The sequence below is a fragment of the Burkholderia sp. Ac-20344 genome, assembly GCF_017104975.1.
GTDB lineage: Bacteria > Pseudomonadota > Gammaproteobacteria > Burkholderiales > Burkholderiaceae > Burkholderia.
In genome coordinates this window covers 1-26,354 of record NZ_JAAGPP010000068.1, presented here as the reverse complement: position 1 = coordinate 26,354, position 26,354 = coordinate 1, and the positions used below count along the sequence as shown (strand labels likewise).

At 66.0% G+C, this 26,354-nt stretch carries 25 protein-coding genes and 1 pseudogene; 8 read left to right on the top strand and 18 right to left on the bottom strand.

The window, feature by feature from the left end; translation table 11 throughout:
- Window positions 1-20 precede the first annotated feature (20 nt).
- A complete protein-coding gene (locus tag G3N64_RS21075; RefSeq protein ID WP_205785648.1) occupies window positions 21-710 on the top strand; it encodes a CmcI family methyltransferase in 690 nt (229 codons plus the stop codon).
- On the opposite strand, the gene G3N64_RS21070 is transcribed toward G3N64_RS21075, so the two are convergent.
- From G3N64_RS21070 to G3N64_RS21045, 6 genes are all read right to left on the bottom strand, one after another.
- Window positions 667-1,875 carry a glycosyltransferase gene (locus G3N64_RS21070; protein WP_205785647.1) on the bottom strand — a complete coding sequence of 403 codons (1,209 nt, stop codon included), beginning with the start codon at window positions 1,873-1,875 and terminating at the stop codon, window positions 667-669. The two genes, G3N64_RS21075 and G3N64_RS21070, sit on opposite strands and share 44 nt — an antisense overlap.
- Window positions 1,876-1,882: 7 nt before the next feature.
- Window positions 1,883-2,944 (bottom strand): asparagine synthase-related protein, encoded by a 1,062-nt coding sequence (locus G3N64_RS21065; protein WP_205785646.1) that lies wholly within the window; start codon window positions 2,942-2,944, stop codon window positions 1,883-1,885.
- Window positions 2,941-3,819: a 4Fe-4S cluster-binding domain-containing protein gene (locus G3N64_RS21060; RefSeq protein ID WP_205785645.1), complete on the bottom strand. Its 879-nt coding sequence runs from the start codon at window positions 3,817-3,819 to the stop codon at window positions 2,941-2,943. The genes G3N64_RS21065 and G3N64_RS21060 overlap by 4 nt, the downstream gene beginning before the upstream one ends.
- A 1-nt stretch (window position 3,820) precedes the next feature.
- Complete coding sequence (locus tag G3N64_RS21055) at window positions 3,821-4,813, bottom strand: phosphotransferase (protein WP_205785644.1); 993 nt, start codon at window positions 4,811-4,813, stop codon at window positions 3,821-3,823.
- On the bottom strand, window positions 4,814-5,563 hold the full coding sequence (locus G3N64_RS21050; RefSeq protein WP_205785643.1) for an FkbM family methyltransferase: 750 nt from the start codon (window positions 5,561-5,563) through the stop codon (window positions 4,814-4,816).
- Between the two features lie 236 nt (window positions 5,564-5,799).
- Entirely contained in the window at window positions 5,800-7,392 is a 1,593-nt protein-coding gene (locus tag G3N64_RS21045) for an ABC-F family ATPase (protein ID WP_205785642.1), read from the bottom strand.
- Between the two features lie 173 nt (window positions 7,393-7,565).
- On the opposite strand from G3N64_RS21045, the gene G3N64_RS21040 reads away from it, so the two are divergent.
- The gene (locus G3N64_RS21040) at window positions 7,566-8,018 is read left to right on the top strand and encodes a lipocalin-like domain-containing protein (RefSeq protein WP_205785641.1); all 453 of its coding nucleotides are present in this window, start codon (window positions 7,566-7,568) and stop codon (window positions 8,016-8,018) included.
- 6 nt (window positions 8,019-8,024) lie between these two features.
- On the opposite strand, the gene G3N64_RS21035 is transcribed toward G3N64_RS21040, so the two are convergent.
- Window positions 8,025-10,322 (bottom strand): AsmA family protein, encoded by a 2,298-nt coding sequence (locus G3N64_RS21035; RefSeq protein ID WP_205785640.1) that lies wholly within the window; start codon window positions 10,320-10,322, stop codon window positions 8,025-8,027.
- A 152-nt stretch (window positions 10,323-10,474) separates the two neighbouring features.
- On the opposite strand from G3N64_RS21035, the gene G3N64_RS21030 reads away from it, so the two are divergent.
- Both G3N64_RS21030 and fetB read left to right on the top strand, forming a co-directional pair.
- The gene (locus G3N64_RS21030) at window positions 10,475-11,176 is read left to right on the top strand and encodes an ATP-binding cassette domain-containing protein (protein ID WP_205785639.1); all 702 of its coding nucleotides are present in this window, start codon (window positions 10,475-10,477) and stop codon (window positions 11,174-11,176) included.
- On the top strand, window positions 11,173-11,976 hold the full coding sequence (gene fetB / locus G3N64_RS21025; RefSeq protein ID WP_085039171.1) for an iron export ABC transporter permease subunit FetB: 804 nt from the start codon (window positions 11,173-11,175) through the stop codon (window positions 11,974-11,976). The genes G3N64_RS21030 and fetB overlap by 4 nt, the downstream gene beginning before the upstream one ends.
- A 41-nt stretch (window positions 11,977-12,017) precedes the next feature.
- Here the strand turns inward: fetB and G3N64_RS21020 are convergent, their stop codons facing one another.
- The 3 genes from G3N64_RS21020 to G3N64_RS21010 all read right to left on the bottom strand — a co-directional run bounded on the left by G3N64_RS21020 (window position 12,018) and on the right by G3N64_RS21010 (window position 14,471).
- Complete coding sequence (locus G3N64_RS21020; RefSeq protein ID WP_205785638.1) at window positions 12,018-12,491, bottom strand: PliI family lysozyme inhibitor of I-type lysozyme; 474 nt, start codon at window positions 12,489-12,491, stop codon at window positions 12,018-12,020.
- A gap of 252 nt (window positions 12,492-12,743) precedes the next feature.
- Window positions 12,744-13,295, bottom strand: coding sequence for a DUF6013 family protein (locus G3N64_RS21015; RefSeq protein WP_205785637.1), 552 nt, complete (start codon window positions 13,293-13,295; stop codon window positions 12,744-12,746).
- 159 nt (window positions 13,296-13,454) lie between these two features.
- The gene (locus G3N64_RS21010; RefSeq protein WP_205785636.1) at window positions 13,455-14,471 is read right to left on the bottom strand and encodes a zinc-binding alcohol dehydrogenase family protein; all 1,017 of its coding nucleotides are present in this window, start codon (window positions 14,469-14,471) and stop codon (window positions 13,455-13,457) included.
- A gap of 122 nt (window positions 14,472-14,593) precedes the next feature.
- Here G3N64_RS21010 and G3N64_RS21005 point away from each other — a divergent pair, with 122 nt between their 5' ends.
- Together G3N64_RS21005 and serB are read left to right on the top strand one after the other, a co-directional pair.
- Window positions 14,594-15,532 (top strand): LysR family transcriptional regulator, encoded by a 939-nt coding sequence (locus G3N64_RS21005; RefSeq protein ID WP_205785635.1) that lies wholly within the window; start codon window positions 14,594-14,596, stop codon window positions 15,530-15,532.
- 205 nt (window positions 15,533-15,737) lie between these two features.
- The gene (gene serB, locus G3N64_RS21000) at window positions 15,738-16,583 is read left to right on the top strand and encodes a phosphoserine phosphatase SerB (protein ID WP_205785634.1); all 846 of its coding nucleotides are present in this window, start codon (window positions 15,738-15,740) and stop codon (window positions 16,581-16,583) included.
- A 92-nt stretch (window positions 16,584-16,675) separates the two neighbouring features.
- On the opposite strand, the gene G3N64_RS20995 is transcribed toward serB, so the two are convergent.
- The 4 genes from G3N64_RS20995 to rimO form a co-directional block, all read right to left on the bottom strand.
- The gene (locus tag G3N64_RS20995) at window positions 16,676-17,857 is read right to left on the bottom strand and encodes a cystathionine beta-lyase (RefSeq protein ID WP_205785633.1); all 1,182 of its coding nucleotides are present in this window, start codon (window positions 17,855-17,857) and stop codon (window positions 16,676-16,678) included.
- A gap of 113 nt (window positions 17,858-17,970) precedes the next feature.
- On the bottom strand, window positions 17,971-18,513 hold the full coding sequence (locus tag G3N64_RS20990; protein ID WP_205785632.1) for a hypothetical protein: 543 nt from the start codon (window positions 18,511-18,513) through the stop codon (window positions 17,971-17,973).
- A gap of 163 nt (window positions 18,514-18,676) precedes the next feature.
- Window positions 18,677-19,603 carry a sugar kinase gene (locus tag G3N64_RS20980; RefSeq protein ID WP_205785631.1) on the bottom strand — a complete coding sequence of 309 codons (927 nt, stop codon included), beginning with the start codon at window positions 19,601-19,603 and terminating at the stop codon, window positions 18,677-18,679.
- A gap of 3 nt (window positions 19,604-19,606) precedes the next feature.
- On the bottom strand, window positions 19,607-20,968 hold the full coding sequence (gene rimO, locus G3N64_RS20975; protein ID WP_205785630.1) for a 30S ribosomal protein S12 methylthiotransferase RimO: 1,362 nt from the start codon (window positions 20,966-20,968) through the stop codon (window positions 19,607-19,609).
- A gap of 509 nt (window positions 20,969-21,477) precedes the next feature.
- Here rimO and G3N64_RS20970 point away from each other — a divergent pair.
- Together G3N64_RS20970 and G3N64_RS20965 are read left to right on the top strand one after the other, a co-directional pair.
- On the top strand, window positions 21,478-22,428 hold the full coding sequence (locus G3N64_RS20970) for a hypothetical protein (protein ID WP_205785629.1): 951 nt from the start codon (window positions 21,478-21,480) through the stop codon (window positions 22,426-22,428).
- 545 nt (window positions 22,429-22,973) lie between these two features.
- Entirely contained in the window at window positions 22,974-23,228 is a 255-nt protein-coding gene (locus G3N64_RS20965) for a hypothetical protein (RefSeq protein ID WP_205785628.1), read from the top strand.
- Window positions 23,229-23,251: 23 nt separating this feature from the next.
- Here G3N64_RS20965 and G3N64_RS20960 read toward each other — a convergent pair whose 3' ends face one another.
- The 4 genes and pseudogenes from G3N64_RS20960 to G3N64_RS20945 form a co-directional block, all read right to left on the bottom strand.
- Window positions 23,252-24,292 carry an FAD-dependent oxidoreductase gene (locus tag G3N64_RS20960; protein WP_205785627.1) on the bottom strand — a complete coding sequence of 347 codons (1,041 nt, stop codon included), beginning with the start codon at window positions 24,290-24,292 and terminating at the stop codon, window positions 23,252-23,254.
- 366 nt (window positions 24,293-24,658) lie between these two features.
- Window positions 24,659-25,225: a polyhydroxyalkanoate synthesis repressor PhaR gene (gene phaR / locus G3N64_RS20955; RefSeq protein WP_006485265.1), complete on the bottom strand. Its 567-nt coding sequence runs from the start codon at window positions 25,223-25,225 to the stop codon at window positions 24,659-24,661.
- 119 nt (window positions 25,226-25,344) lie between these two features.
- Entirely contained in the window at window positions 25,345-26,085 is a 741-nt protein-coding gene (locus G3N64_RS20950) for a 3-ketoacyl-ACP reductase (RefSeq protein ID WP_014896930.1), read from the bottom strand.
- 135 nt (window positions 26,086-26,220) lie between these two features.
- Window positions 26,221-26,354 (bottom strand): annotated as a pseudogene (locus G3N64_RS20945) (acetyl-CoA C-acetyltransferase); the annotation flags it as partial.

Here is a 26,354-nt window from a genome sequence, read left to right as displayed (position 1 = left end):
TCCTACTCGTTGCATTGACCATGTCAGAGCGTCCTTCGGCCCGCATGCGGGACATCAACATCGAATGGCTGACGCGCGCTGCCGAATTCGGCCATCTGTTCCAGACCCGCTGGCTCGGCGAACGCTTCTTCCATCTGCCCGGCGACATGCTCGCGCTCCAGGAGCTGATCTGGCGCGAGCGTCCCGACTGCATCGTGCAGACCGGCATCGCGGCGGGCGGCGGTGTCGTGTTCACCGCGTCGATGCTGGAACTGGCGGGCGACAGCGGCCGCGTCGTCGCGATCGAGCCGCGCCTGCGCGACGAGGTCAGGCAGCGCCTGCAATCGCACCGGCTCGCGCACCGCATGACGCTGATCGAAGGCGAATCGTGCGCGGCCGACACGCTCGCGTCGGTGCGCGCACAGATTAACGACGGCGCGCGCGTGATGGCGATCCTCGACCTCACGCACACCCACGCGCACGTGCTGCGCGAACTCGAAGGCTATGCGCCGCTCGTGACGCCCGGCAGCTACGCGATCGTGATGGATACCATCATGGAATACCTGCCCGCGTCGATGTTCGACGGCAAACCGTACGGCAAAGGCAACAACCCGGCCACCGCCGCGCGTGAATTCCTCGCCCGCGACGACCGGTTCGAAGTCGACTACGACATCGAAGACCGCGTACTCATGACGCTGTCGCCAGGCGGTTTCCTGAAGCGAGTGCGCTGATCAGGCCGGCAGCTTGCGCAGAACCGTCGCGCGCCGCATAGCTCGCACGAATCTTTGCCGCCTGCTCGCGCAACGACCCGGGCCGCAGCAGGCGTTCGAGCGCATCGGCAATGCCCGCCACGCCGGCCTGCTGGAGATCCAGCACGCACCCCGCGCCGGCCCGCTCGACGAAGTGCGCCGAATGGAACTGGTCGTTGCAGAACGGCGACAGCAGCATCGGCACGCCGCATGCAAGCGACTCCATCACCGAATTCGCGCCACCATGGCTGACGAACGCGTGCGTGCGCTGCAACAGCGCCAGTTGCGGCACGTAGCGCACCGCGACCACGCGCTCGTCGTCAGTTGGTAGCAGATCCGAATCGACCAGTTCGCCCACCGACAACACCAGTTGCGCCGACGTCGCGCGCGTCGCGTCGATGACCTTCGCAAACACATCGGGATGGTAGTAAAGCTGGCTGCCGAGCGACATATAGACGAGCGGACGATCGGCATCGAGGCGCTCCCACGGGAAGGGCGTCTCGTCGCCGCGCGGGCCGGACGGCAGCGCCGGGCCGACCAGCTCGACACCCGGCGGCGGCGCACCGACCAGCGCATCGGTCGTGAATGCGAGCGTCAAGTGCGGCGACAGGATGTCGCAACCGCGAAAACGCGCGTCGAGCCCGTAGCGCGCGAACAGCCGCGTGCGTTCCGGCGCGAGCCATCTCACCGTGCGCAGCAGTTCCGAATCGAGATCGTCCGGCAGCACCGGATTCAGCGAATTGGACATCGACACCCACGGCAGTCCTTCCAGCTCCGCGGCAATCGCCGCCGCATAGAGCAGCGGATCGATCACGACCACGTCGGGCTGCCAGTCGCGCAGTACCGCGCGGATGCCGTCCACCTGTGCGGGTGCGAGGTCGATCAGCAGCGTGCGGATCCAGTGCCGCAGCCAGTCGGCGTCGCGAATGTTCGCGGCGAAACTCGCGCCGCGCGACAGGTCGTGGCGCTCCGGCGTTTCGCGCGGCCCGACGAACGTGAAACCGCCGGCGCCGTCGAGCTGCGCGCTGATGTCGGCCGGCGCATAGAACGCGACGTCGCAACCGGCGGCGCGTAGATGCTGGGCCGGGCCGATACACGGATTGACGTGCCCCTTCTCGGGCACCACGCAGAACAGGATGCGTTTCATGAGCGGCTCAGGTTGGGCGATGCGCAGCATCGAGGTGGTCGAAGTGATCGAGGATCAGCGACAGCGTCGTCCACAGCACGCGTTCGTTATCCGTCTGCAGCGTGGGTGCGGCCAAACCGAGCCTGTCGGCCAGCGCGTGCGTGCGGTCGCGATCGAGCAGCGCCGCGAGGTCCATCGCCGGGGCGAGACGGCCGCGCTTGGGGCCGTGCACGAGCCGGTCCGGCAGGTTCAGGCGTGCGCCGAGATCGCGCAGGCATTGCTTGTCCGGATCGGGTGCGATGCTCGTCAGATGCGCGACGACGGCCGCATCGACGAACGGCGGATGCAGGTCGACCGACGCCGCATCGAACAACGCGTGGCACAGCGGCAGATAGTTGGCCGACCGGTCGCGGCGCAGCACCTGGTCCGCGCCGTCGCCGGTGATGGCCACCTCGACGCCGTCCGCGGCCATCGCCTCGGCCAGCAGCAGCTTCGCGACCGGATGCAGGTTGAACATCGGCTCCTCGACCGCATGGGTCGTTCTCGGCAGCGCCGCGACGAAATCGGCCTCGTTCGCGCGCACGATCTTCACGTTCGCCTGCATCTGCCCGGCCAGTTCGAGTGCGGCATCGCGCTCGCAATAGTCCGGCATGTCGGTCACCAGGATGTAGGACGTCACCTGCTGCTGCGCGCCGAGTTCGCGCAGCAACGCGAGCAACAGCGCCGAATCGAGCCCGCCGCTCAGCGCCAGCGCAACGCGCTTGCCGCTGTCGAGCGCACGCTGCAGCGACGCGCGCAGCACGGTTTCCAGATCGGCGTGCTGCGGCTGCCCGGGTGCCGGCTGCACGGCCAGCCCTTGCGTCGAACGGATCAGCGCATGGCCGGGCGGCACCGCAAGCACGTCGCGCAGCACGGTGCGGCCGACCAGCCGCTCGCCGCTCAGGTAGCCCGCGATGGCCGCCGCGTCCGGCTCGCCGGCCGGTTGCCCCGATGCGTGCAGGACGGCCCGGATGGCGGACGCCGTCGTGCCGCTGCGCGGATGGTAGTGAAGCCGGTCGAAGCCGAACAGGTCGCGCGTACCGACGATCATGGATAACGAGCCTTCAGGGAATTCACTTCAATGCGGTTGAGGATACGATGCGGCGCCACCGGCGCGCTGCCGCCCTGGCAATGCAGGCACGCTTCGAGCGGTGCCTCGCGATTCAGATAGGCGAGCATCGCGCCGAGCATGTCCGCGTCGTCGCGCAACGGCAGGCCGTCGGATTGAAAATCCTTCTCGCCCTTGTAGAGCGTATGGAAATGCGCGGGACGCGTGCACGTGTAGAACATGCCGTCGCGAATCATATGGCAGCGCTCGCGGATCCAGCAATCCCGATAGAGGCGCTGTGCTTCGTCGCGGTCGGTGCCGGGCTGCGTGCGGTTCATCGTCGTGAACACGTCCTGCACCTTCCAGTTCAGGCGCACGTCGAAGCGCGCGGCCTGGTGCTCGACATGCGCGACCAGGTCGGGCGACAACGACGGCTTCGGATAGCGCGAGATCGTCAGCGCATCCACGGCCTGCCAGAACGCGTCCGTCATCTCGCCGAGCTTCAGGCCGTTCGTCGTGACGGAGATCACGGGCGCGATGCCCGTGGCGCGCACGCGCGGGATGAGTTCGACGAGCGCCGGATGCAGCAGCGGTTCGCCGCCGACCAGCTTGAACATGCGCGGGCGCAACACCTTCGCGGCGCGGCGCAGATCGGCCTCGAGCGATTCGGGGCTCGCGTACCACTCGGGCAGCAGCGGCGACAGCGAGCAGCATTCCGCGCAGGTCAGGTTGCAGTGGTCGACGATATGCGCCTCCAGCGAGCGCGTCAGCACGCGCCCGTCTTCGATGCGGTAATCGCGATCCAGCGGCGGCGGAAACACATGCTGCCGCTCGGCCGGCGGCGTCGGATTCGAAATCCGGTTCAGATTCGCATTCACTTCAGCGTCCTGCTTCCACACAACGGGAAAAGAAATCGACCAGACGGTCGCGCGCGTCCACCATCGCGGACGCCATCGTCACCGCGCCGTTCAGATGCGATGCAAAGCGCGAAGGATCGTCGAGCCAGCCTTGCACGATCCAGAGCTTGAGCGCGTGCTGCAGACACGCGGCATCAACCGCCCATGCAATGCGCGCGGGATCCACCGGCCGGGTCCGCCGGTATGCCAGCACGAACGCTTCCGCCAGATGCGGCGCCTCCAGCGGCAGATGGTTCAGGCAACGCACCAGCTCGTATTCGCGCGGCGCGCCGATCGACGCTTCCCAGTCGAGGATGAGCGGCGGCAGCGTGCCCGTGAACAGATAGTTGAACTGGTTGTAGTCGTTGTGGATCGGATGCTGCGGATCGTCGGCGGGAAATGCATCGATGCTGCGTGGATAGTAGCGGTCGAGCATGCACAGCGCGAGATCGACATAGCGGCGCAGGTTGTCGGCGGCGGCGTTCGAGCGGGCGTGATCGAGTGCGTCGAGCAGGCTGCGGCGCACCGCGTCCGCGTCGATCGCGGTCAGTCGTGCGCGGATCGTGTCGAGTTGCGGCAAGTGAATCTGCTCGAGGCTCAGATGCAACGCTGCCAGACTCGTACCGAGCGCATCCCATTCGGCCAGCGAAAACGTGTCGTAGGTTCTGAACTGCCCGATTTCCCAGCGCGTCAGCATCGCGTGGGTGTTTGACCCCGTCCACAGCGGTGCGCCGGCCGTCATGCGCTTCAGCGCCTGCACATGGAAACGTGAATCCCCGTGCGCCTCGAAATGCGCGAGCACGGCAGCTTCCTTGGCCGCACGCGCCTGATGCCCGGGCGCGTAGCGCTTGACCGCTACGCCGCCATCATCGGTCGGCAAATGCCACACGCGTTCGCCCACCTGGCGCGGCGGCCCGCTTCGGCCCAGCGCATAGGCATCGCGGATCTCGTCGAAGGTGGCGGCGAGCGAGTCCATTCAGATGTGCTCGGCCGGCCCGTATCGATACGGATGGCCGCTCAGGAACGTGTTGTGCCCGACGTAGCGCACCTTGTACATCGCCGGGCGGAACAGCACCGAAGGATCGTTGTTCGTGATGCCGAGCAGCGGATACAGGTCCTGCCGCACGAAGAATGCATTGTTGCCCATGTCGTCGCAGCAGACGAGTTCATAGCCCTTCTGCCTGCCGAGATGGACGAGCGATTCGAGGCTCGCGCCGTAATAGGTCGAGCCGTCCCATTCGTGACCCGGATTGAAGCACATGACCCATCGTTCGGGCGGCGTGTAGTACGGGTTGTATTCGATCACCACGATGCGCGGCTGAAACGCTTGCAGGCCGCGCCACACCCAGTAGTCGTTGCCGTCGATATCGATCGACAGCAGGTCGAAGTCGGTGGGCGTGTTCGCATCGGCGAGCAACGTGTCGATCGTGTCGGGCTGAACGCGGTCATGGTGCAAGCGGACGCGGTCCGCGCCCGCGTAGTGGGCGGCCAGCTTGCCGAAGCGGTACGTGCTGCCTTCCACCAGCACGCCGGACCATCGCTCTTCACGCAGCAGCCGAGCGGTGTTGCTGTTGCGCAGGCCGTCGCTTGCGCCGATGTCGACGCAGAAGCGGTTGGCCGGCGCGATCCGCTCCATCAGGCGCGACAGGATGCCTTCCTCGGTGCCCTGCGCGTACAGGCTTTGCGCAAGGCCGGACAGGTCGAGCGGGAAAGGATGGTCCTGCATCGAGGGGGCGGCTCCGGTCGGAATTAAGGATGGTATTCGGAGCGTAATTTACCCGAAGTCGATTGAGGGAAGGAAACCAGGATTCGCAACACGGGGGCCTTCACTGGCGCAGAAATGAAAAAGCCCGCATCGACAATACTGTCGATGCGGGCTCGATGCGCTTCCGGCCGCTTCGCTCTATGCGCTCCGGATGCGTACTGCCCGGCCGTGACACATGAACGGAAGCGTCAGGACACTTACTCCTGCCCCTGGCTTGTCAGGAACTCCTCGTAATTGCCGCCAAAGTCGAACAGCGTGCCATCCGTGCGCACTTCGATGATCCGGTTCGCCAGCCCGCTCACGAATTCGCGGTCGTGCGACACGAAGATCAGCGTGCCTTCGAACTGCTCGAGCGCGATCTGCAGCGACTCGATCGATTCCATGTCCATGTGGTTGGTCGGCTCGTCCATCAGCAGCACGTTGTGGCGGCCGAGCATCAGCTTGCCCCAGATCATGCGGCCCTTCTCGCCGCCCGACAGCACCTTCACCGACTTCTTGATGTCGTCCGACGAAAACAGCAGGCGGCCCAGCGTGCCGCGCACCATCGTTTCGTCGTCGCCGTCCTTGCGGTACTGGTCGATCCAGTCCATCAGCGTGATGTCGTTCGGGAACTCCTCGTACGTGTCCTGCGGCATGTAGCCGACATTCGCGTTCTCGGACCACTTCACCGTGCCGTGCTCGAGCTCCAGCGCGCCGAGCAGCGAACGCAGCAGCGTCGTCTTGCCCGCGCCGTTCTCGCCGATGATCGCGATGCGCTCGCCCGGCTGAACCGACAGGTTGAAGTTCCGGAAGATCGTGCGCTCGTACTTCTTCGTGATGTCTTCAGCCACCACCGCGACGTTGTGCAGCTTCTTCTCGAACTCGAAACGGATGAACGGGTTCTGGCGCGACGACGGCTTGAATTCCTCGATCTTGATCTTGTCGATCTGCTTCGCGCGGCTGGTCGCCTGGCGGGCCTTCGACTTGTTCGCCGAGAAGCGGCGCACGAAGTCCTGCAGTTCGGCCACGCGCTCCTTCGCCCGCGTGTTCGCCGCGGCCTGGCGCTCGCGCGCCTGTGCCGATGCGAGCATGTAGTCGTCGTAGTTGCCCGGCCAGACTTTCAGCGTGCCGAAGTCCATGTCGGCCATGTGCGTGCACACCGAGTTCAGGAAGTGACGATCGTGCGAGATGATGATCATCGTCGAGTTGTACTCGTTGAGCGTTTGCTCGAGCCAACGGATCGAGTTGATGTCGAGGTTGTTGGTCGGTTCGTCGAGCAGCAGCACGTCCGGCTTCGAGAACAGCGCCTGCGCGAGCAGCACGCGCAGCTTCCAGCCCGGCGCGACGTCGCTCATCGTGCCGTTGTGGAATTTCTCTTCGATACCGATGCCCAGCAGCAGCGCGCCCGCGCGCGCCTCGGCGTCGTAGCCGCCGTATTCGGCGAACTTGCCTTCAAGCTCGGCGGCGTGCATGTAGTCGTCGTCGGTGGCTTCCGGGTTCGCGTAGATCGCGTCACGCTCGGTCATCGCGGCCCACATCTCGGTGTGGCCCATCATCACGACGTCGAGCACGCGTACGTCTTCGTACGCGAACTGGTCCTGGCGCAGCTTGCCGAGACGGACGTTCGGCTCCAGCGCGACGTTGCCGGCGCTCGACTCGAGATCGCCGCCGAGGATCTTCATGAACGTCGACTTGCCACAGCCGTTCGCGCCGATCAGACCATAGCGGTTGCCCTCGCCGAATTTGACCGAGATGTTCTCGAACAAGGGCTTCGGCCCGAATTGCATCGTGATGTTGGCAGTAGAAAGCACGGCAGGTCCCGTTAAAGGATAAATCGACGGAAAACCGTGTATTTTAGCAGGTGTCGGAGAAACTGCCGACCACGCCGTTCCGGCAGCGCATTCCAGGCCCCCTGGCCCGCCGCCCGGCGGCCCGCCAACACGACAGCACGCGCCCCACCGCCGCCGCCTTACCGGAATCCCGCATGCCTGCCAGCCCGCTTCGCGAACAACTCGTCGGCGCATGGCGCCTCGTGTCCTACGAAGTCCGCCCGCGCGACGGCAGCGCGGCCGCCTATCCGCTCGGCCGCGACGTGCGCGGCTGGCTTCTCTATACGCGGGACGGCTACATGTCCGCCCAGCTGATGGCCGCCGGCCGGCCGCCCTACGCGAACGGCGACCCGCACCACGGCGCCGACGAAGCGTGCGCGGCGGCCGCGCGCGGCTACATCGCCTATTCAGGCGCCTTTCAGGTCGCCGACGACGGCACGCTGACTCACGAAATGGACGTCAGCCTGCTCCCGAACTGGGTCGGCAACGTCCAGCAGCGGATCGCCGTGCTCGACGGCGATCGCCTGCAGCTCGGCCCCTTGGCACCGGTCCGGATCGGCGGCCGGGAGGTCGACGTCGTGCTGCTCTGGGTGCGCGCGGGCTGCTGACGCCCGTTACTTGCCGGCCTTCGCCGCCGCCCGCTGCGCAGCCTTCGCATTCATCTGACCAAACAGCTCCGAGCACGGCACGTCGCGGTTGTTGCTCGGCGCGATCAGCGGAATCAAGGCCGCGAACGGGTTGATCAGCCCGAGGCCGATCATCGCGCCGGCGCGCAGCGCGAGCGCGCCGGCATCGACGCCGACGTCCGGGTTCTTGAACGTACCCTTCGCATACAGCGGCGAGCGCAGCGAGAAGATCCGGAAACCCTTCGTGTGCGGATGGATCTTCAGGTTCAGCGTTTCGTCGCGCAGGCTGATCGGGCCGTCGACGTTGATCAGCGCGTCGTCCGTATCGAGCGCGAATACCTTCGGGTCGAGAATGCCGTTGGTCGCGACGAAGTCGATCGCCGCGCAGTTGATGTTCACGTCGCGGTTGCCGAACAGCTTCTCGTAGACGACGTTCGCGACGTTCAGCCCCGCCGCTTCCATCAGCAGGCGGCTGATGCGGCCGTCCGTCACGAGCGCCTTCACTTCACCGTTCGACGTCGCGGCCAGCGCGGCCGGCGAGTTGCCGGTCGCCGACAGCGACGCATCGCCGTTGATCTCGCCGAGCGCCGACTGCATGACCTTCTGCGCCGGGAACAGCTGCTTGAGCTTCAGGTGCCGCGCCGCCACCGTGAAGCGGCCCTTCAGCGGCGCACCGCTGCCGTCGAGATGCGCGGTCGTTGCGAGCGTGCCGCCCGCGACGCCGAACTGCAGCGGCTCGAGCGACAGCACGCCGTCCTGCATCACGATGTGCGTGTACAGGTTCGTGATCGGCAGGTCCGAACTCTTGACCAGCTTGCGGCCCGTGAACTTGACGTCCGCGTCGAGTGCGCGCCAGCGGTCCGTGCGGAAGGTCTCGACCGGCAGCACGCGGCCCGGCGGCTGTTTCGTCGTGTCGCCGCGCTTGGCCTTGCTCGCGGCCGTGTCCGCGCCGATCACCGGAGCGAGATCGGAGAACTGCAGCAGGTTCGACACGAGCTCGCCCGACAGCTTCGGCCGCGGCTCGCGCTGCTCGTAGAACAGCGTGCCGCCGAGATCGCTGCCGCCGACGCGGCCGTTGAAGTTCTCGTAGCGGAACGTGCTGGCCTTGCGCTTGAAGTTGCCGATCAGCCGCCCTTCGGTCGCGTAAGGCGGCGTATCGGGCAGCGTGATGCCGCTGAGCTGGTAGAGATGCGACATCGACGTGCCCTGCAGCCACAGCCGCAGGTCGATGGCCGCGAGATGCATCGGATCGGTCAGCGTACCGACGATCGCGAGCCGCGTGTCGCCGGCCTTCACGTCGGCCTGCAGCGGGAACGGCCGCGACGCGTCCTGGATCGCCAGCACGCCGCCCAGTTTGCCGGTACCGCTGATCGGCACGTTCTTGTAGCGGCCGTCGACCTTCAGCCCGAACGCATAGGTCGGGCCGGACGGCTTCGCGGGCGCCGCGACGCTGCTTGCGCCGCTTGCACCCGATGCGGCGGCCGCAGCCGATGCCGAAGAGGGAGACGACGAGGACGAAGCCGAAACCACGGCAGACGCAGCCGAAGCACCCGTTGCCGACGCCGCACTCGCAGCCTGCGCGGCGGAAGCGCTCGACGCGGCCTCCGCGTTGGCCTTCGCGCTCAGTTGCGCGGCGCCGTGCTTGCCGACCCGCTGCGCGGATGCCGCACGCGAGGTCTGCTCCTGTTCCTTCAGCACGTCGCCGAGCGGAATCGGCTGCCCGAGCGTGTCGATCGCGACGGTCAGGTCGGCCTTGGTGATCGCGTCGCGATACGTGACGGTGCCCTTCGCGAAGCCGAAGCTGTCGAGCCGCACCTTCCACGGCGACGGCTGCGACGATTGCTTGAACTGGAAGGTCCACGTGTTGCGGCCGTCGGCGAGCCGCTCGAGGTCGACGGCCGGATTCACGACGTCGATCGACGGAATCACGATTTCATGCGCGAGCAGCGGCAGGATCGCGAGATCGAAGTGCGCGGCATCGAGCGTGACGAACTTGGGCGTCTTCGCCCAGTCGGGGTTGCCGATTTCGAGCTGCGTGGCCGAAAAGCTCGGCCAGGGCACCCAGGCGCGCCAGCCGGTTTCGCCATCGGGGCGGCGCCAGCCGACCTTCAGGTCGCCGTTGATCGCGAACGGGCGGCCGAGCGCGGCTGTGACCTGTTCGTTGACCCACGGCTTCGCGCGATTCCAGTCGAAGGCGAAGAGAAAGACGCCGGCCGCCGCGATGAGCACCGCGACGATACCGACGATCCATGCAGCCGATTTGCCGATGGCTCGGGTTAGCGTCATGGCGGTTCCGTTGTTGTTCTGACATGTTGCCGCACCATGCCGGGCCGCTTGCGTGGACGAACGGCGCACGAGACCCGCGGCTTTTCGATCGGTATTATGACGCACGCCATGGTGACGTTTCGGCGCCATTAACGCTTTTTTTCATTTGTGACATGACAGCCCCCACCGGCCTCATCAATGCACAGCGCATCACGCGGCGCGATGCCAGCAGCGGCAAGACCCTGCTCTCCCCGACCGATTTCAGCCTCGCCGCGGGATCGCGGATTGCTATCACCGGGCCGTCCGGGTCGGGCAAGAGCGTGCTGCTGCGTGCGCTCGCGCTGCTCGATCCGCTCGACGGCGGCCACATCCGGTGGCGCGGCAAGCGGATCCGGCGCAATGCGATCCCGCGTTACCGCCGCAGCGTCGCGTATGTGCGCCAGCGCCCCGCGCAGATGGACGGCACCGTCGAATCGCAGTTGCGCTATCCGTATTCGCTCGCGATCTATCGCGACGTCGCGTTCGATCGCGCGCGCGCCGAAGCACTCGCCGCGCAGGCCGGCCGCGGCCCCGACTTTCTCGACAAGCGCGCAAGCGACCTGTCGGGCGGCGAAGCGCAGATCGCCGCGCTGCTGCGCGTGCTGCAGCTCGATCCCGACGTGCTGCTGCTCGACGAACCGACCTCCGCGCTCGACCCCGAATCGGCGCGCGCGATCGAGACGCTCGTCGGCACATGGTTCGACGCGGCGCCCGACGCCCGCGCATACATGTGGATCTCGCACGATCCGGCCCAGGCCGCGCGGATCGGCACGATGCGGCTAGTGATGCAGGCCGGCGTGATGCACGTTGCAAACCCGACGGAGGCAACGCAATGAGCCCTGCACTTCAGGACCTGAGCCTCGTCGACGTCGGCATCGCCGCCGCGCTCGTCGCGGTCAACGGCGCGATCTCGATGGCCCTGTCGCTCGGCCTCGGCCGCAAGCTCGCGCTCGCGGCCGTGCGCACCGTCGTGCAGTTGCTCGCAATCGGCTACGTGCTCGGCTGGGTGTTCGGCCATCCGCACTGGTACGTCGTGCTGCCGCTCACCGCGCTGATGACGCTGATCGCCGGGTTCGCCGGCGCCGGGCGCGGCAAGCGTACATATCGCGGCCAGCGCATCGACAGCATCGCGTCGATCTGGTTCAGCAGCTGGTTCGTCGCGGCGGTCGGCCTGTTCGTCGTGATCCGCATCCATCCGTGGTACGCGCCGCAATACGCGATTCCGATCCTCGGGATGATTCTCGGCAATACGCTCACGGGCGTGTCGCTCGGCGTCGAGCGGATGATGGAAGAACTCACGGCACGCCGCGATCGCGTCGAAACCGCACTCGCGCTCGGCGCGACGCGCTGGGAGGCCGCGCAGGACGCCGCGCGCCAGGCCGTGCGTGCAGGCATGCTGCCGACGCTGAACCAGATGGCCGTCGTCGGCGTCGTGAGCCTGCCGGGGATGATGACGGGCCAGGTGCTGGCCGGCCAGTCGCCGCTGCAGGCCGTGCGCTACCAGATCGTGATCATGTTCCTGATCGCCGCGGCCTCCGCGCTCGGCACCGTCGGCGCGGTGCTGATGACCTATCGCCGGCTGTTCTCGGCCGATCACCGCTTTCTCGCATCGCGGCTCGAAGAACGCGCGCACTGACACGCGGCGTCACCGCGCGAAGCGCTCGCGCGGTTCGCCGGTCAGCGCACGGCGCGGCGCTTGCCGATCGCCTGCCGCAACGCGGCCGCGATGTCCGCGTGCGGCGCGAGCCCGTCGACCGACGCAACAAGCCGCACCGCGCGCGGCGTCGTCACATACGCCTGCGCGCCGACAAAGCCGCCGCTGCCGGCCGAGCGCGTCGTCACGACGAGCGCCTGCGGCGCCCGCGCGCCGAGGTCGGCCGTGAACGCATCGGTGACCGTACCGTCACGCGCATGCAGCGCGCCCGTCACGTAATCGTCGGTATCGAAGCCGGGGGCGGCATGCGCGGTCGAATACACGTGCACCGCGTAGCTGCCGGTCGAGCACGGCTCGAGCGCGCCGCTCGACACGACCGCCACCTGCTGCCGCGACGGCAGCGCGACCTTTTTCACGAAGCCGCACTCGTCGGCCGCGTGCGCGTGCATGGCGACGAACGCAAGGGCACACAGCAACGCGCGCATTCGGCATTTCATCGGGATGTCGTGACAGGAAGGTGAGGATGCGGGCGAGCATAGCGTGACATTCGCGTGACGTCACGCAGGTCGGCACGCGACGCTGTCGCATATCGAACGGCTGCCACGCCGTTGCGGCAACCGCGGTACTGCGAGGCAGGTCGCGGAAAAGCGTCGTGACGGCGACACGAAACGGTTCCGTGTCGCCGGGCCAACCCGCGAGTCGAATCCGTTGCACGCGCACCGGCTACGGCACCGGCCCGCGCGCGCCGCTCAGCGCTTGATCGACACCGTCACTTTCGTGCCGTCGCTCATCGTGACGGACTTCGAACCGCCATTGGTCGGGATCGACACCCACTTCACCTGGCTCACCGACACGACGTCCGGGCACTGCAGCGACTTGCCGCCGGCCGTCACGCTGCGCGTGCCCTTCGGCGCGGCCGCCTGGAAGCTCAACTGCACGTTGGCGATCCCCTTCGCGTCGATCGACGGCGCGAGCCGCACCTGGGTCTGGCGCACCATCGCGCCATTCTCGTCGCGCGGCAGGCTGTCGGCGTTCGGGCAACCGTCCGGCATTGCGACCGCACCGCTCGGCGGCACCGACTTCCAGTTGAAGTCGTCCGTCTCGCCCGAGCGGATCTTGCGGGTCTCCTGCGTATTGCCGAAGGCCTTCGAGTCGACCTTGACGGTGTATTCGAGCTGTCCGGTGCCGCCGCCCTTCAGGCTGCCCTTGACCGGCGGCGCCGCGAATACGCTCGCGCTGACGCACGCCGCCGCGAACACGACCGACCACGATCCGGCGACTGACAAGCTGCGTTGGCTCATGCTGACCTCCTTGGTATGCGGCGGCACGCGCGTGCCGCGCGGTTTTCGATGCATGATGCGCTGCCAGTCTACCGCCAAGCGGCATGCAGTGCGCCGCAAACGCATCGGGTGTTACCCCGCTTGCGTTCGCGGCGCCGCAACCTTACGTGCGATGGCGGCTCAGAAGCCGCTCAGCACGAGCTTGCCGATCGCGCGCCCGGCTTCGAGCAACTGGTGCGCGCGCCGCACGTTCGCGGCATTGATCGTGCCGAGCTGTTCGCCGAGCGTGGTGCGCAGCGTGCCGCCGTCGACGAGCCGCGCGACTTCGCCGAGGATCCGGTGCTGCTCGATCATGTCCGGCGTCTCGAACATTGCGCGCGTGAACATGAATTCCCAGTGAAACGCGGCGCTCTTCGCCTTCAGCAGTTCGACCGGCACCGGCTTGTCGTTCTCGACGATCGTGCAAATGCCGCCCTGCGGCCGGATGACTTCGGCAGCGGCAGGGAAATGACGATCCGTGTCGTTGAAGATCAGCACGTAGTCGACGTTCGGATACCCGGCCTCGCGCAACTGCGCAGGCAGGTCGCCGAAATGGTCGACCACCGTGTCCGCGCCCAGCGAGCGCACCCAGTCGGCCGACGCCGGCCGCGACGCGGTCGCGATCACGTGCAGCTTGCCGAGCGCCTTCGCGAGCTGGATCGCGATCGAGCCCACACCGCCCGCGCCGCCGATGATCAGCACCGACTTGCCGGCGTCCGCGCCCTGCGGCGACACGTACAGCCGGTCGAACAGCGCTTCCCACGCGGTCAGCGCGGTGAGCGGCAGCGCGGCCGCCGCGGCGAAATCGAGCGTGCGCGGCTTCAGCGCGGCGATTCGCTCGTCAACCGTATGGAATTCGCTGTTCGCGCCGGGCCGCGTGATGCTGCCCGCGTAGAACACTTCGTCGCCGGGCCGGAACAGCGTGACTTCGGCGCCGACCGCGACCACCGTGCCGGCCGCATCCCAGCCGAGCACGCGCGGGGTGTCCTCGACCTGCGGCTTCGGCGCGCGCACCTTGGTGTCCACCGGGTTCACGGAAATCGCCTCGACCTTCACGAGCAGGTCGCGCGGGCCCGGCACGGGCTGCGGCAGCTCCACGTCGAGCAAGGCTTGCGGGTCGTCGATCGGCAGATAACGGGTCAGTCCAACGGCTTTCATCACGAAACTCCTTCAGGGAAACCTGGGGGCCGCGGCGCAGCCCCATGAACGTCATCGTAGGCAACCCGATCCTTCGATAAAACCGCTATATTTCCTGAAACATTTTCAGGAATTTCAGAACAATGCCCTCCCATCCGATTCCGGCCCCCGACAAGCCGCTCGACCTGCTCGACGTCGCGCTGTTCGTGCGCGCGGCGCTGCTCGCGAACGTCACCGCAGCCGGGCGCGAGTTCGGCGTATCGGCCGCGGTCGCGAGCGCGCGCATCGCGCAGCTCGAGCGCCAGCTCGGCGCGCGGTTGCTGCACCGCACCACGCGCCGCATCAGCCTCACGCAGGACGGCGAAGTCTTCATGGCGCACGCCGACACGCTGCTGTCGGCCGCCGACGCCGCGCGCGCGTCGGTCGGCCACGGCCGCACCGAGCCGTACGGGCGCCTGAAGGTGTCGATGTCGTCGTCGTTCGGCCGCCAGCATGTCGCGCCGGTGATCCCCGCGTTCCTGCGCCGCTATCCGTCCGTGTCGCTCGACCTGCGGCTGTCGGACGAGATCGTCGATCTCGTCGACGACGGTTACGACGTCGCGATCCGCCTCGGCACGCTGAAGGATTCGACGCTCGTCGCGCGCAAGCTTGCCGTGAACCGCCGCGTGCTGTGCTGCTCGCCCGCGTATCTCGCCGAGCACGGCACACCACGCCATCCGGCCGACCTCGCGCAGCACGAGTGCGTGATCCTCGGCGACCAGCGCGACTGGTCGTTCGCCACGCCGCAAGGCCCGCTCACCGTGCGGGTCGGCGGCCGGCTCGTCGCGAGCAACGGCGAGGCGATCCGCGAAGCGCTCGTCGACGGCTTCGGGATCGCGATCAAGTCGACCTGGGACGTCGGCCCGCTGCTCGCGAGCGGCGCGCTCGTCACGGTGCTCGACGACTATCCGTTCGCGGAAGACATCGCGATCTGGGGCGTCTATCCGAGCCGCGCGCACGTCCCGCTGAAGACGCTCGCGTTCATCGCGTTCCTGGCCGAGCATTTCGGCGATCCGCCGTACTGGGATCGCGCGGACGGGTGAACACCGGCGTCGCCCGGCGATCCGCCGCACGCACGGGCCCGGGCGGCTACCCGCGGGGTATCTGGCGGCGATCGGATAGCTATCCGATACCAACCGGCTACAATGGCGCGTTCGCGACGCAATGGCCCGCTGCCGAGGGGCCGCGCTCGCAGACGGCCGCCCATTGGCCGCGCACGCTTTTCATTCGCCTCCCAACCATCCCGTCATGACCCACAACCTCGTCATCCAGAGTCTTGCGCCGCTGTCGGACGCCCATCACAAACCGCTGCTCGCGCTGTCGCGCGGCACCCGCATCGTGCAGACCGACGATCACGCACTGCGGATCGAAGACGCGAACCCGGCGCAGCGCCTCGACATCGACGCGTACTGCGGCACGCACGCGCTCGATTTCGCGTTCGTCGAGGCCGGCCTCACGCTCGGCAATTTCGGGCTCGCCGTGATGGACATGGATTCGACGCTGATCACGATCGAATGCATCGACGAGATCGCCGATTTCTGCGGACTGAAAACGCAGGTCGCCGAGATCACCGAAGCGTCGATGCGCGGCGAGATCCGCGACTTCAACGAAAGCCTCACGCGACGCGTCGCGCTGCTGGCCGGGCTCGACGCGCACGCGCTCGAACGCGTGTACGAGGAACGGCTGCAACTGTCGCCGGGCGCCGAGAAGATGCTCGCCGGCGTGAAGGCCGCCGGCATGAAAACGCTGCTCGTGTCGGGCGGCTTCACGTTCTTCACCGAGCGCCTGAAGGCGCGCCTCGGCCTCGACCATGCGCATGCGAACACGCTCGAGATCGTCGACGGCAAGCTGACCGGCAAGGTGCTCGGCGAGATCGTCAACGCCGACGTGAAGGCGCGCCTGCTGCGCGAGACGTGTGCATCGCTCGGCCTCGAGCCGAGCCGTGCGATCGCGATGGGCGACGGGTCGAACGACCTGAAAATGATGGCCGAAGCCGGGCTGTCGGTCGCGTTCCACGCGAAGCCCGTCGTGCGCGACGCGGCGACGGTCGCGTTCGATCACGTCGGCCTCGACGGGCTGCTGCGGCTGTTCTGATCCTGCCGCACGTCAAATGAAAAACGCCGGCGCGATGTTGCATCGCGCCGGCGTTTTGTTTTTCTTTTCTGCTGAACGCTATCGGCTGGCGATCAGCCGAGCGCGGCCTGCATCGCGCGCTCGATGTCCGCGCGCAGGTCGGCTTCGTCTTCCAGGCCGACGTAGAAACGCACCAGCGTGCCGCGATGCGCCCAGTCCGGACGCATCGACGCGACGTCGTAAGGCATCGCGAGGCTGCATGCGCCGCCCCAGCTCCAGCCGATCGCGAACAGTTCGAGCGACTCGACGAAGCGGTCGATCTGCTCTGCACTGTAGCGTTCGTCGAACACCACCGAGAACAGCCCGCCCGCACCGGTGAAGTCGCGCATGAACGACGCATGCCCCGGGCAATCGGCGATCTGCGGGTGCAGCACCGACGCGATCTCCGGCCGCGCCTTCAGCCATTGCGCGAGCGCGAGCGCGCTCTTGCTGTGCGCGTCGAAGCGCACCTGCATGCTCGGCAGGCTGCGCAGCACGAGCGAGCAATCGTCGACCGACACGCCGATCCCGCAGCGCATCCGCGCGAGCTTCAGCTTCGCGTGCAGTTCCGCGTTCGCGGTGATCGTCGCACCCATCAGCACGTCGCTGCCGCCCGACTGGTACTTGGTCAGCGCCTGCACCGAGATGTCGACGCCGTGTTCGAACGGCTTGAACGCGAGCCCGGCCGAAAAGGTGTTGTCGATCGCGGTGACGATGCCACGTGCCTTCGCGGCCGCCGCGAGCGCCTGCACGTCCGGCACTTCCATCGTCACCGAGCCGGGCGCCTCGATCCAGATCAGTCGCGTGTTCGGCTGGATCAGGTCGGCGATGCCGGCACCGATCAGCGGATCGTAGAAGCGCGCGGTAATGCCGAAATCCTTCGCGAGCCAGTTGCCGAAATCGGCGTTCGGCCCGTACACGTTGTGCGGAATCAGCACGTCGTCGCCGGCTTTCACGATCCCGAAGTAGACGTTCATGATGGCCGCGAGGCCCGACGGCTGCAGCAGCGCATGCGTGCCGCCCTCGATCTCGGCGAGCCGCTGCGCGAGCGCGAGCGACGTCGGCGTCGCATGCAGCCCGTAGCGCCACTGGTTGTCGTTGTGCCAGACGAGCGCACGCATCGTCGCGAGATCGGGGAACACGACCGTCGACGCGCGCGCGACCGGCGGCACGAACGAACGGAAACCTTCCGGGATCACGTCGTCGGGTTGAACGATGCGGGTTTGCAGCGCGCGCTTGGGAGTGGATGCAGTCATGACAGGAGCCCGGGCACGAGGCCGTTCGGTTGCGGAATATGTCGCTAGGTTAGCCAAAATCGGCGCAATTGGCCCGGTACAATGCGCGCCGTGCGCACCGAGCCAGCGCGGAGTCAGTCGTCGGTGCGCAGATTGACGACGCTGCCCACCGTCTCGATTTCCTGTACGCGGCCGTCGCGCACCTGCAGCGCCGCGCGCTTGCCCGGCGCGAGCCGCAGCACGACGGGCTGCGGATCCGACTCGTCCGAATTCATCCGGTCGGCCTTCAGGTCGCCGGTCGCGTCGAAGCGGCCGATCCACACGCCCGTGATGTTCGTGCCGTCGTTCGATTCCTCGATTTCGAGCGTGTCGCCGTCGCGATCGCCCGCGAGCAGCACGACCTCGCCCGTATCGGCGAACTGGTATTCGCCGTGCACGCCTTCCTCGTCCGTCTTCGGGCCGAGATGCACGACGATCGGCCGGTCGCCGAGCGTGCCCTCGTAGCGCGGCAGGCGGGCGAACTCGGGATTCGGCTTCAGCGGCCGCGCCAGTGCCGGTTCATCCTGCTGCACGCCCGGCGCGACGGCCTGCGCCGCGACCACGCCGGGCATCGCCATGCCCGCCGCCAGCGCGCCCGCGACGACGAGCGCCCGTTGCCATTGCGAATATCGACCCACCTTGTGTTGCTCCTTGCTTCAGATTCGCTCGAAAATCGCGGCGATGCCCTGCCCGCCGCCGATGCACATCGTCACGAGCCGGTAACGGCCGCCGCGTTGCCTCCTCATTCTTCCGATCGATGAATCGTTCGTGCGGCGCCGCGGCCTGCGTGCGCATGCCGCATCAGCCTTGCATCAGGCGCTCCACCGCATCGCGGTGCGGAATCGGCGCGACCGCGCCGTAGCCTGTCGTCGACAGTGCCGCCGCGGCATTCGCATAACGCGCCGCCGCGAACGGATCGTCGCCCGCGACGATCCGCGCGACGAAGGCGCCGCCGAAGCAGTCGCCCGCGCCCGTCGCGTCGACGGCTGCGACCGCGAAGCCCGGCACGACGCGCCGCTCGTTCGGCGTCGCCACGTAGGCGCCGTCCTTGCCGAGCTTCAGCGCGACGACCTGCGGCCCGTGTTCGAGCATCGCATCGACGATCGCGTCTCGATCGTTCGCGCCCGTGAGGGCCGTCACGTCGTCCCAGCTGGGCAGGCAGATATCCGTCTGGCGCAGCGCTTCGCGCATCACCGCGCGGGCGCGCGGCAGCGGCCACAGCTTCAGGCGCAGGTTCGTGTCGAAGCTGACCTTTGCACCGTTGCGGCGCGCATGGTCGATCGCCGCGAACGCAGCGTCGCACGCAGCCGTGCCGATCGCGAGGCTGATGCCCGACAGGTGCACGGCCTTCGCGGCGGCCAGCGCGTCGAGCGGCAGGTCGCCCGCTGCATAGCGGCTCGCCGCCGAGCCCGCGCGCAGGTAGTCGAACTGGTGACCGCCGGCGCCATGCGTGACGAAATACACGCCGGTCGGCGCCGTGCGGTCGATCCGCACGTACGTCGTGTCGACGTGCTCGGCGCGCCACATGTCGGCCAGCAGGCGGCCGAACGGATCGTCGCCGATCGCCGACACGAAGCCCGTCGACGCGCCCTGGCGCGCCGCCGCGATGCAGAAGTTCGACGTGTCGCCGCCGAAGCCCTGCAGGAATTCAGGCCGGCCCGGCTGCGACTGGTTGAATTCGATCATCGCCTCGCCGAGCGCGAGAATCTCCGGAAACGCGGCGGTCATCGCTTACACCTCGCCCCACAGATCGTGGCCGTCGGCGCCCGTGATCTTCACGGACACGAAATCGCCGACCTTGTAGCGCTTCGATGCCTTCGCCGCCGGCTCGACATAGACGACACCATCGATTTCCGGCGCATCGGCCGCCGTGCGGCCGATGCCGCCTTCTTCGCTGACTTCGTCGATCAGCACCTTGAGGGTCTTGCCGACCTTGCGCTGGATGCGGTTCGCCGACACTTCCTCAGCGACTTCCATGAAGCGCGCGCGGCGCTCCTCGCGGACTTCATCCGGCAGCGCGCCGTCAAGTTCGTTCGCGGTCGCGCCTTCGACCGGCGAATACGCGAAGCAGCCGACGCGATCGAGTTCCGCCTCGCGGATGAAGTCGAGCAGCGTTTCGAACTGCGCTTCCGTCTCGCCGGGGAAGCCCGCGATGAACGTGCTGCGGATCGTCAGGTCCGGGCAGATTTCGCGCCACTTCTGCACGCGCTCGAGCACCTTCTCGGCGTTCGCCGGACGCTTCATGCGCTTCAGCACTTCCGGGTGCGCGTGCTGGAACGGCACGTCGAGGTACGGCAGCACGTGGCCCTTGAACGGGCCTTCGGCCATCAGCGGAATCACTTCGTCGACGCTCGGATACGGATACACGTAGTGCAGTCGCACCCATGCACCGTACTGCGCGGCGAGTTCGCCGAGCGCGGCGACCAGGTCGGTCATGCGCGTCTTGATCGGCTTGCCGTTCCAGAAGCCCGTGCGGTACTTCACGTCGACGCCGTACGCGCTCGTGTCCTGCGAGATCACGAGCAGTTCCTTCACGCCCGACTTGAACAGGTTCTCGGCTTCCAGCATCACTTCGGCGACCGGGCGCGACACGAGGTCGCCGCGCATCGACGGGATGATGCAGAACGTGCAGCGGTGGTTGCAGCCTTCGGAAATCTTCAGGTATGCATAGTGGCGCGGCGTGAGCTTGATGCCGGCCGCGGGCACGAGATCGGTGAACGGGTCGTGCGGCTTCGGCAGGTGCGAATGCACGGCCTGCATCACTTCGCCCACTGCGTGCGGGCCGGTGACGGCGAGCACCTTCGGGTGGACTTCCTCGATCAGGTTCGAGCCGCTGGCGCTCGCCTTGGCGCCGAGACAGCCGGTGACGATCACCTTGCCGTTCTCGGTCAGCGCTTCGCCGATCGCGTCGAGGCTTTCCTGCACGGCTTCGTCGATGAAGCCGCAGGTGTTCACGACGACGAGGTCGGCACCGTCGTACGTGCCGGAGATTTCATAACCTTCGGCGCGCAGTTGCGTGATGATCTGTTCGGAGTCGACAAGCGCCTTCGGGCACCCGAGGGATACGAACCCTACTTTGGGGGATTGGGACATCTGGATTGTGGGGGCGTGGCAGCAAAAGCGTGAGTTTACAGCGATTTAGGGGCGGCGAGCCAAAACAAGCGTGGGAAAGCGGCCGCGGCATGCCTGCTCGGACTGGCGCCAGATCGGCGGCTGATTGGGGATGGGGTAATCCGTCCGTTTCTCTTCGGGGTCAGGGCTGCCGGCCGCTCGTCAACGGTACGTCAGACAAGGCATGTGGCGTATTCCTGCGCGCCAATCGGCAGCGGGCATCTTCACGTGTCGTCGCCGCCAGCCTCCGCACGAGAACAACGGCGCTTCGGCGCAGTTTTCGTCATGCCTTTCGCCGGCACGTCGAAGCGATCGAGGGTCTGCGATTCATCGAATCGCGCTACGCCCAGACGGCACAGACGCGTAATCGAGTGTAATGGATCCGGCGCATAAGCAAGGCTAAGTTTATTGCACGTGAATTTTCAAATTTCACGTGTCGGTTTGAATATGCCGGCCAGCTCACCTCCATTAATAATCCAGAGGGCCATATCATGAATGACGAAAATCGCCTTGTCGAAGAAGAAAACGACCAAGATGTTTCCGCTGCCGCTGCGCAGACAACGAATTGGCCTGCAATCGCCACACTCAACAACCAGCTATACCTGGTCTATAAAGACCAGAAAAGCACCAGGATTCAATACCAGACATACAATGGCTCGATCTGGTCGCGCCCTGCTCCAATCAACACCTACGACTCGACCAATCAGGCCCTGGCGTTAGCAGCATTCGGTACAAAATTGTATTCGATTCACAAGAGCTCCGGATCCGACACCCAGGTCTATTACGACTCGACCAGTGGTTCGAGCTGGGGGAGTGATCAGGCAGTTCCGAGTTGCAGAAGCGATAACCCGGCCGCATTGACCCCATTCAAGACGAAGCTGTACCTGGCGTTCAAACAGGCATCCAGCACCAATATTTCCACCACAAACTTCGACGGCACGACGTGGGCGTCATCGCCGACCCCTGTCCTCACCGGCGTTGCCAAGACTGCCCAAGCCGTCGCATTGGCCACGTTTGGTACCAAGTTGTTCCTGGCACACAAAGGCGCAACCGACTCCCTGGTTTTCTATACGTCGTCATCCGATGGTATTAATTGGGCACAAGAAAATATCGTTCGCCCTGACGTTGTCTCAACCACCGTGCCGGTTGCAATGGCCGCCTTTAAAGGAAATCTTTACCTGGCGTATAAAGGCGCCCCCGACTCCAACACCAATATCTACTATACGTGGACATCCGATGGTGTTAACTGGAAGTTTCCGATCGAATTACTCTACGGCGTTGCCCAAACCAACGCGCCGGTTTCACTGGCAGTGTTCAACAACAATCTTTACCTGGCGCACCAAAGCGCCACCGATTCGAGCATTTATTACACATCGACGTCCGATGGCGTTAACTGGCAACCGGATCTGGCAGTCCCTTATGCATCAATGAAAGAGGAATGATGCCGCCCATCGCCGGCGCGATAATGAGCAGCGTCTTCTCTTATCGCTGTCAGTCGGCTAACGAGCTTGATTGAATGGTCCGACAGACATGCGGCCGATAACTGCAACCGGGTTATCGGCCGACGCAACCCGCTATCCGCCCCCGCCAGACTGTGGGCAAGTCTCTGCTTGTTTAACCCGCCATACGGGGTGGGAGCTGTATTTGCCAAATAACCGGCACCCCGGGGGATGCAGGACCGTGCTTCGGGAATTGGGGAAATCCGGAGTGTGACGATGTAGTAGCGAAAGCGTGGATTTGCGGCCCTTGGATATCCGGGTATCTCGAAACGAGCAGTTGTTGGGCATCCGCTGCGCCAGCTCGCATATCCGTCGCGCGCCAGGTGCGCCGTTACGCCGGTTTTGGCGTGTCCGTTCGTGTCGAGCAAAGTCGCGTTGCCGCTCTGCCCCCCAACGCCCCTCAGCGAGCTGAGCATCGCACCGGCACCGCCGGCCGCTATGCGAAAATCGAACCCTCCACCCTCTTCAATCGACTCAACGGGGCTCGCATGACCACTCACATCACGATCGAATTCACCGACCACGCAGCGGAAGCCATCGGCGAGCAGACCAGCACCAGCTTTTCGTATGACCAGGGCGCACACGTGCCGCAACCGGGCGACTTCGTCGAACTCGAGAATTCGCGCCAGACGTTTCTCGTGATCGGCCGCGTGTTTTCGCTCAAGGCCAACTACAGCGCCGTCAAACTCGTGCTCGACCTTCCTCCGTCGGACGGCGAGCAGGATTTCGATCCGGCGCACTGACGAACGACGAGACGCGCGCCCCGTCACGCGTCCATGATCGCGTTCGCGGCCAATCGCCCGAGCTGGGGCGCCAGGATCACGCCGGGATGCGCGACGACGGTATAGACGCCCGCAACACCGGGCAAAAATCCGTTGATCGGCGCCCCGTCGTTCGTCATCGGCCGAAGCGCCGATTTCGCGGAGAGCAGCGTGAGAGTTGGCGGATCGGCAAACAGCGCCGAAATGTCCAAGGCCGTACGCGCAACAAGGGCGGCAAGCCCGCTGTTTCCCTCTTTCGGAGGATCCGCGGCCGACAGCAGGCTGCCCGATGGACCGACACGCACTTCAAGATCCTGCCCGTAGATCAAGTGGCTGATGAGACCGGGCTCAGCCGCGAAACGCATCAACACGGCCGGCTCCTCGCGAACAGACAACGACACGCCCAGGCCCGCGGCGATGGCAACCGCTGAAGCAGCGTTCGCCAGGACAACGACATCCGCCGGCACATGCCCGTGCGCGGTATGTACGCCGACTGCGTGCCCATTGCGCGTTTCGATCGCATCGACTGCACAACCGCATCGGACCTGCGCGCCGGCCGCTTGCGCACCGGCCAGAAATTGATGCGTCAGGTCGATCGGCTCGACCACGAAATCATCCGGTGCCCACGCGATCAACTCGGGAAGCCGTGCAAGACGCGGCTCCATCCGCGCCACCTCTCGACGCCCCAACGCTTCCATTTGCACGCCCGCCGCGCGCTGCTCGTCGATCAATGCAGCGGTCTGCGTATCCGTGTCCAGCCAGACAAGTGCCCCGCGCGTCGTCATCGGCAGCGGGCCCAGTTCACGCTCCAGCCTGGCGAACTCCGGGAGCGCCCCGAGCGTGCGGGAGAACCTGGACGGGTTTTCAGAAGGAAGCGCGCTGCCGGTACCCACCCAGCCGAACGACCAGTGAGTCGCGCCGCCCGCGGGCGCTGCCTGCCGTTCCAGCAGCGTGACCTGCGCGCCCGATCGCGCAAGATGCCATGCGATGGATGCACCGACGATGCCACCGCCGACCACGACGACGCGCAGCGGGTTGTTTCCCATGAGTAGCATTCGGAACTTTCGGGATTTCGACTATACCGTCCGCCCCTCGTCGCCGCTGTGCGGTCGCCTGCCACTCGCCATCGCGAATCGTCTCGCTCTCTCGCACCCGGCATCAACACGATCAATCGATCGACGTCCGCTGCACGTGAGGCTGGATCTCGATCGACTGGACAGCGGTCATGCTCGCCCGAACCCGGCGCGCGCATTCGGTACCGACGGTCGTGAACGACCGTCGGCGAGAGGGTCCGGCAGGCGGCGGCCGCACATCGTCGCGCCCGAATGCGCGATCGGCCGGCCCGCACCGCATCGCTTCGCGGCACCGACGCCCGGCGGGTTGCCCGCCGCGGTCGGCCTGCCGCGAAACCGTTACTTCTTTTCCGGTTCCGACGCGCCCGGCTGCTTGAACGGGAACGTGCTGAACATCGACTTCGCCTGGTTCTGCATCTGTTCCTGCATCTGCACGAACATGTTCTTCGACTGCTCGATGTAGCTGGTCATCATCCCTTGCATCATCGGCGCCTGCATGTTCATGAACTGCGACCAGACTTCCGGATTCATCGCATTGCCTTCGTACAGGTTCTTCGACTGATCCGCGAGCTTGTTCTGGATGTCGATGAACGCCTGGATGTTCTTTTCCAGGTACGTGCCCATCATGCCCTGCATCGCATGCCCGTAGAAACGGATGATCTGCGACAGCATCGACGACGAGAACATCGGCACGCCGCCGCTTTCTTCTTCGAGGATGATCTGCAGGAGGATGCTGCGCGTCAGGTCTTCATTGGATTTCGCATCGACGACCTTGAAGTCCTCCTGCTCCAGCACGAGCTGCTTCACGTCGGTCAGCGTAATGTACGTGCTTGTCTCGGTATCGTAGAGCCGACGGTTCGGGTACTTCTTGATGAGCCGTTCAGCCGTCTTCTTTGTAGTAGTCATGTAACGCCTTTGAGTGCAGCGTAGCGGAAGTGACGAATCCCCGCCGCCCGAATCCGGGAGGCGGGGGCCTTCGGAAAACGCCCGGCTGCGCGGCCACCCGGCCCGCGCAGCGCGGACGCTCAGCCCATGTGCAGGCCGCCGTTCAGCGAGAAGTCGGCGCCCGTCGCGAAACCGGAATCGTTCGACGCGAGCCACGCGACGATCGAACCGATTTCCTCCGGCCCGCCGAGACGCCGCACCGGGATCGTCGCGACGATCTTCTCGAGCACGTCCGGGCGGATCGCCTTCACCATGTCGGTACCGATGTAGCCCGGCGACACGGTGTTGACCGTCACGCCCTTCGTCGCGACTTCCTGTGCGAGCGACATCGTGAAGCCGTGGATGCCGGCCTTCGCGGTCGAATAGTTGGTCTGGCCGAACTGCCCCTTCTGGCCGTTCACCGACGAAATGTTGATGATGCGGCCCCAGCCACGTTCGACCATCCCGTCGATCACCTGCTTCGTCACGTTGAACAGGCTCGTCAGGTTGGTGTCGATCACGGCGGTCCAGTCTTCGTGCGTCATCTTGCGGAACACGACATCGCGCGTGATGCCCGCATTGTTGACCAGCACGTCGATCTCGCCGACTTCAGCCTTGACCTTGTCGAACGCTTCCTTGGTCGAGTCCCAGTCGCCGACGTTGCCTTCCGACGCGATGAAATCGTACCCGAGCGCCTTCTGGTCCTCGAGCCATTTCACCCGGCGCGGCGAGTTCGGGCCGCAACCCGCGACCACCTTGAAGCCATCTTTCAACAGGCGCTGGCAGATGCTGGTGCCGATGCCGCCCATCCCGCCCGTTACGTACGCAATTCGCTGAGACATGAATCTCACTCCATTTTTTGGTTTCGAGAGCCGCCGGAGGCCCCCTCTGACTTCACGTGACGCCGGCCGAAGCCGCAATCGGCCGGCGCACGGATTCGGTTCGCTGGTCGCGAACGGCCGCTTACGGACAGCCGGTTACGGACGCTCGACCGCGAGCGCGACGCCCATCCCGCCGCCGATGCACAGCGACGCCAGCCCGCGCTTCGCATCGCGCTTGGCCATCTCGTGCAGCAGCGTCACCAGGATCCGGCAGCCCGACGCGCCGATCG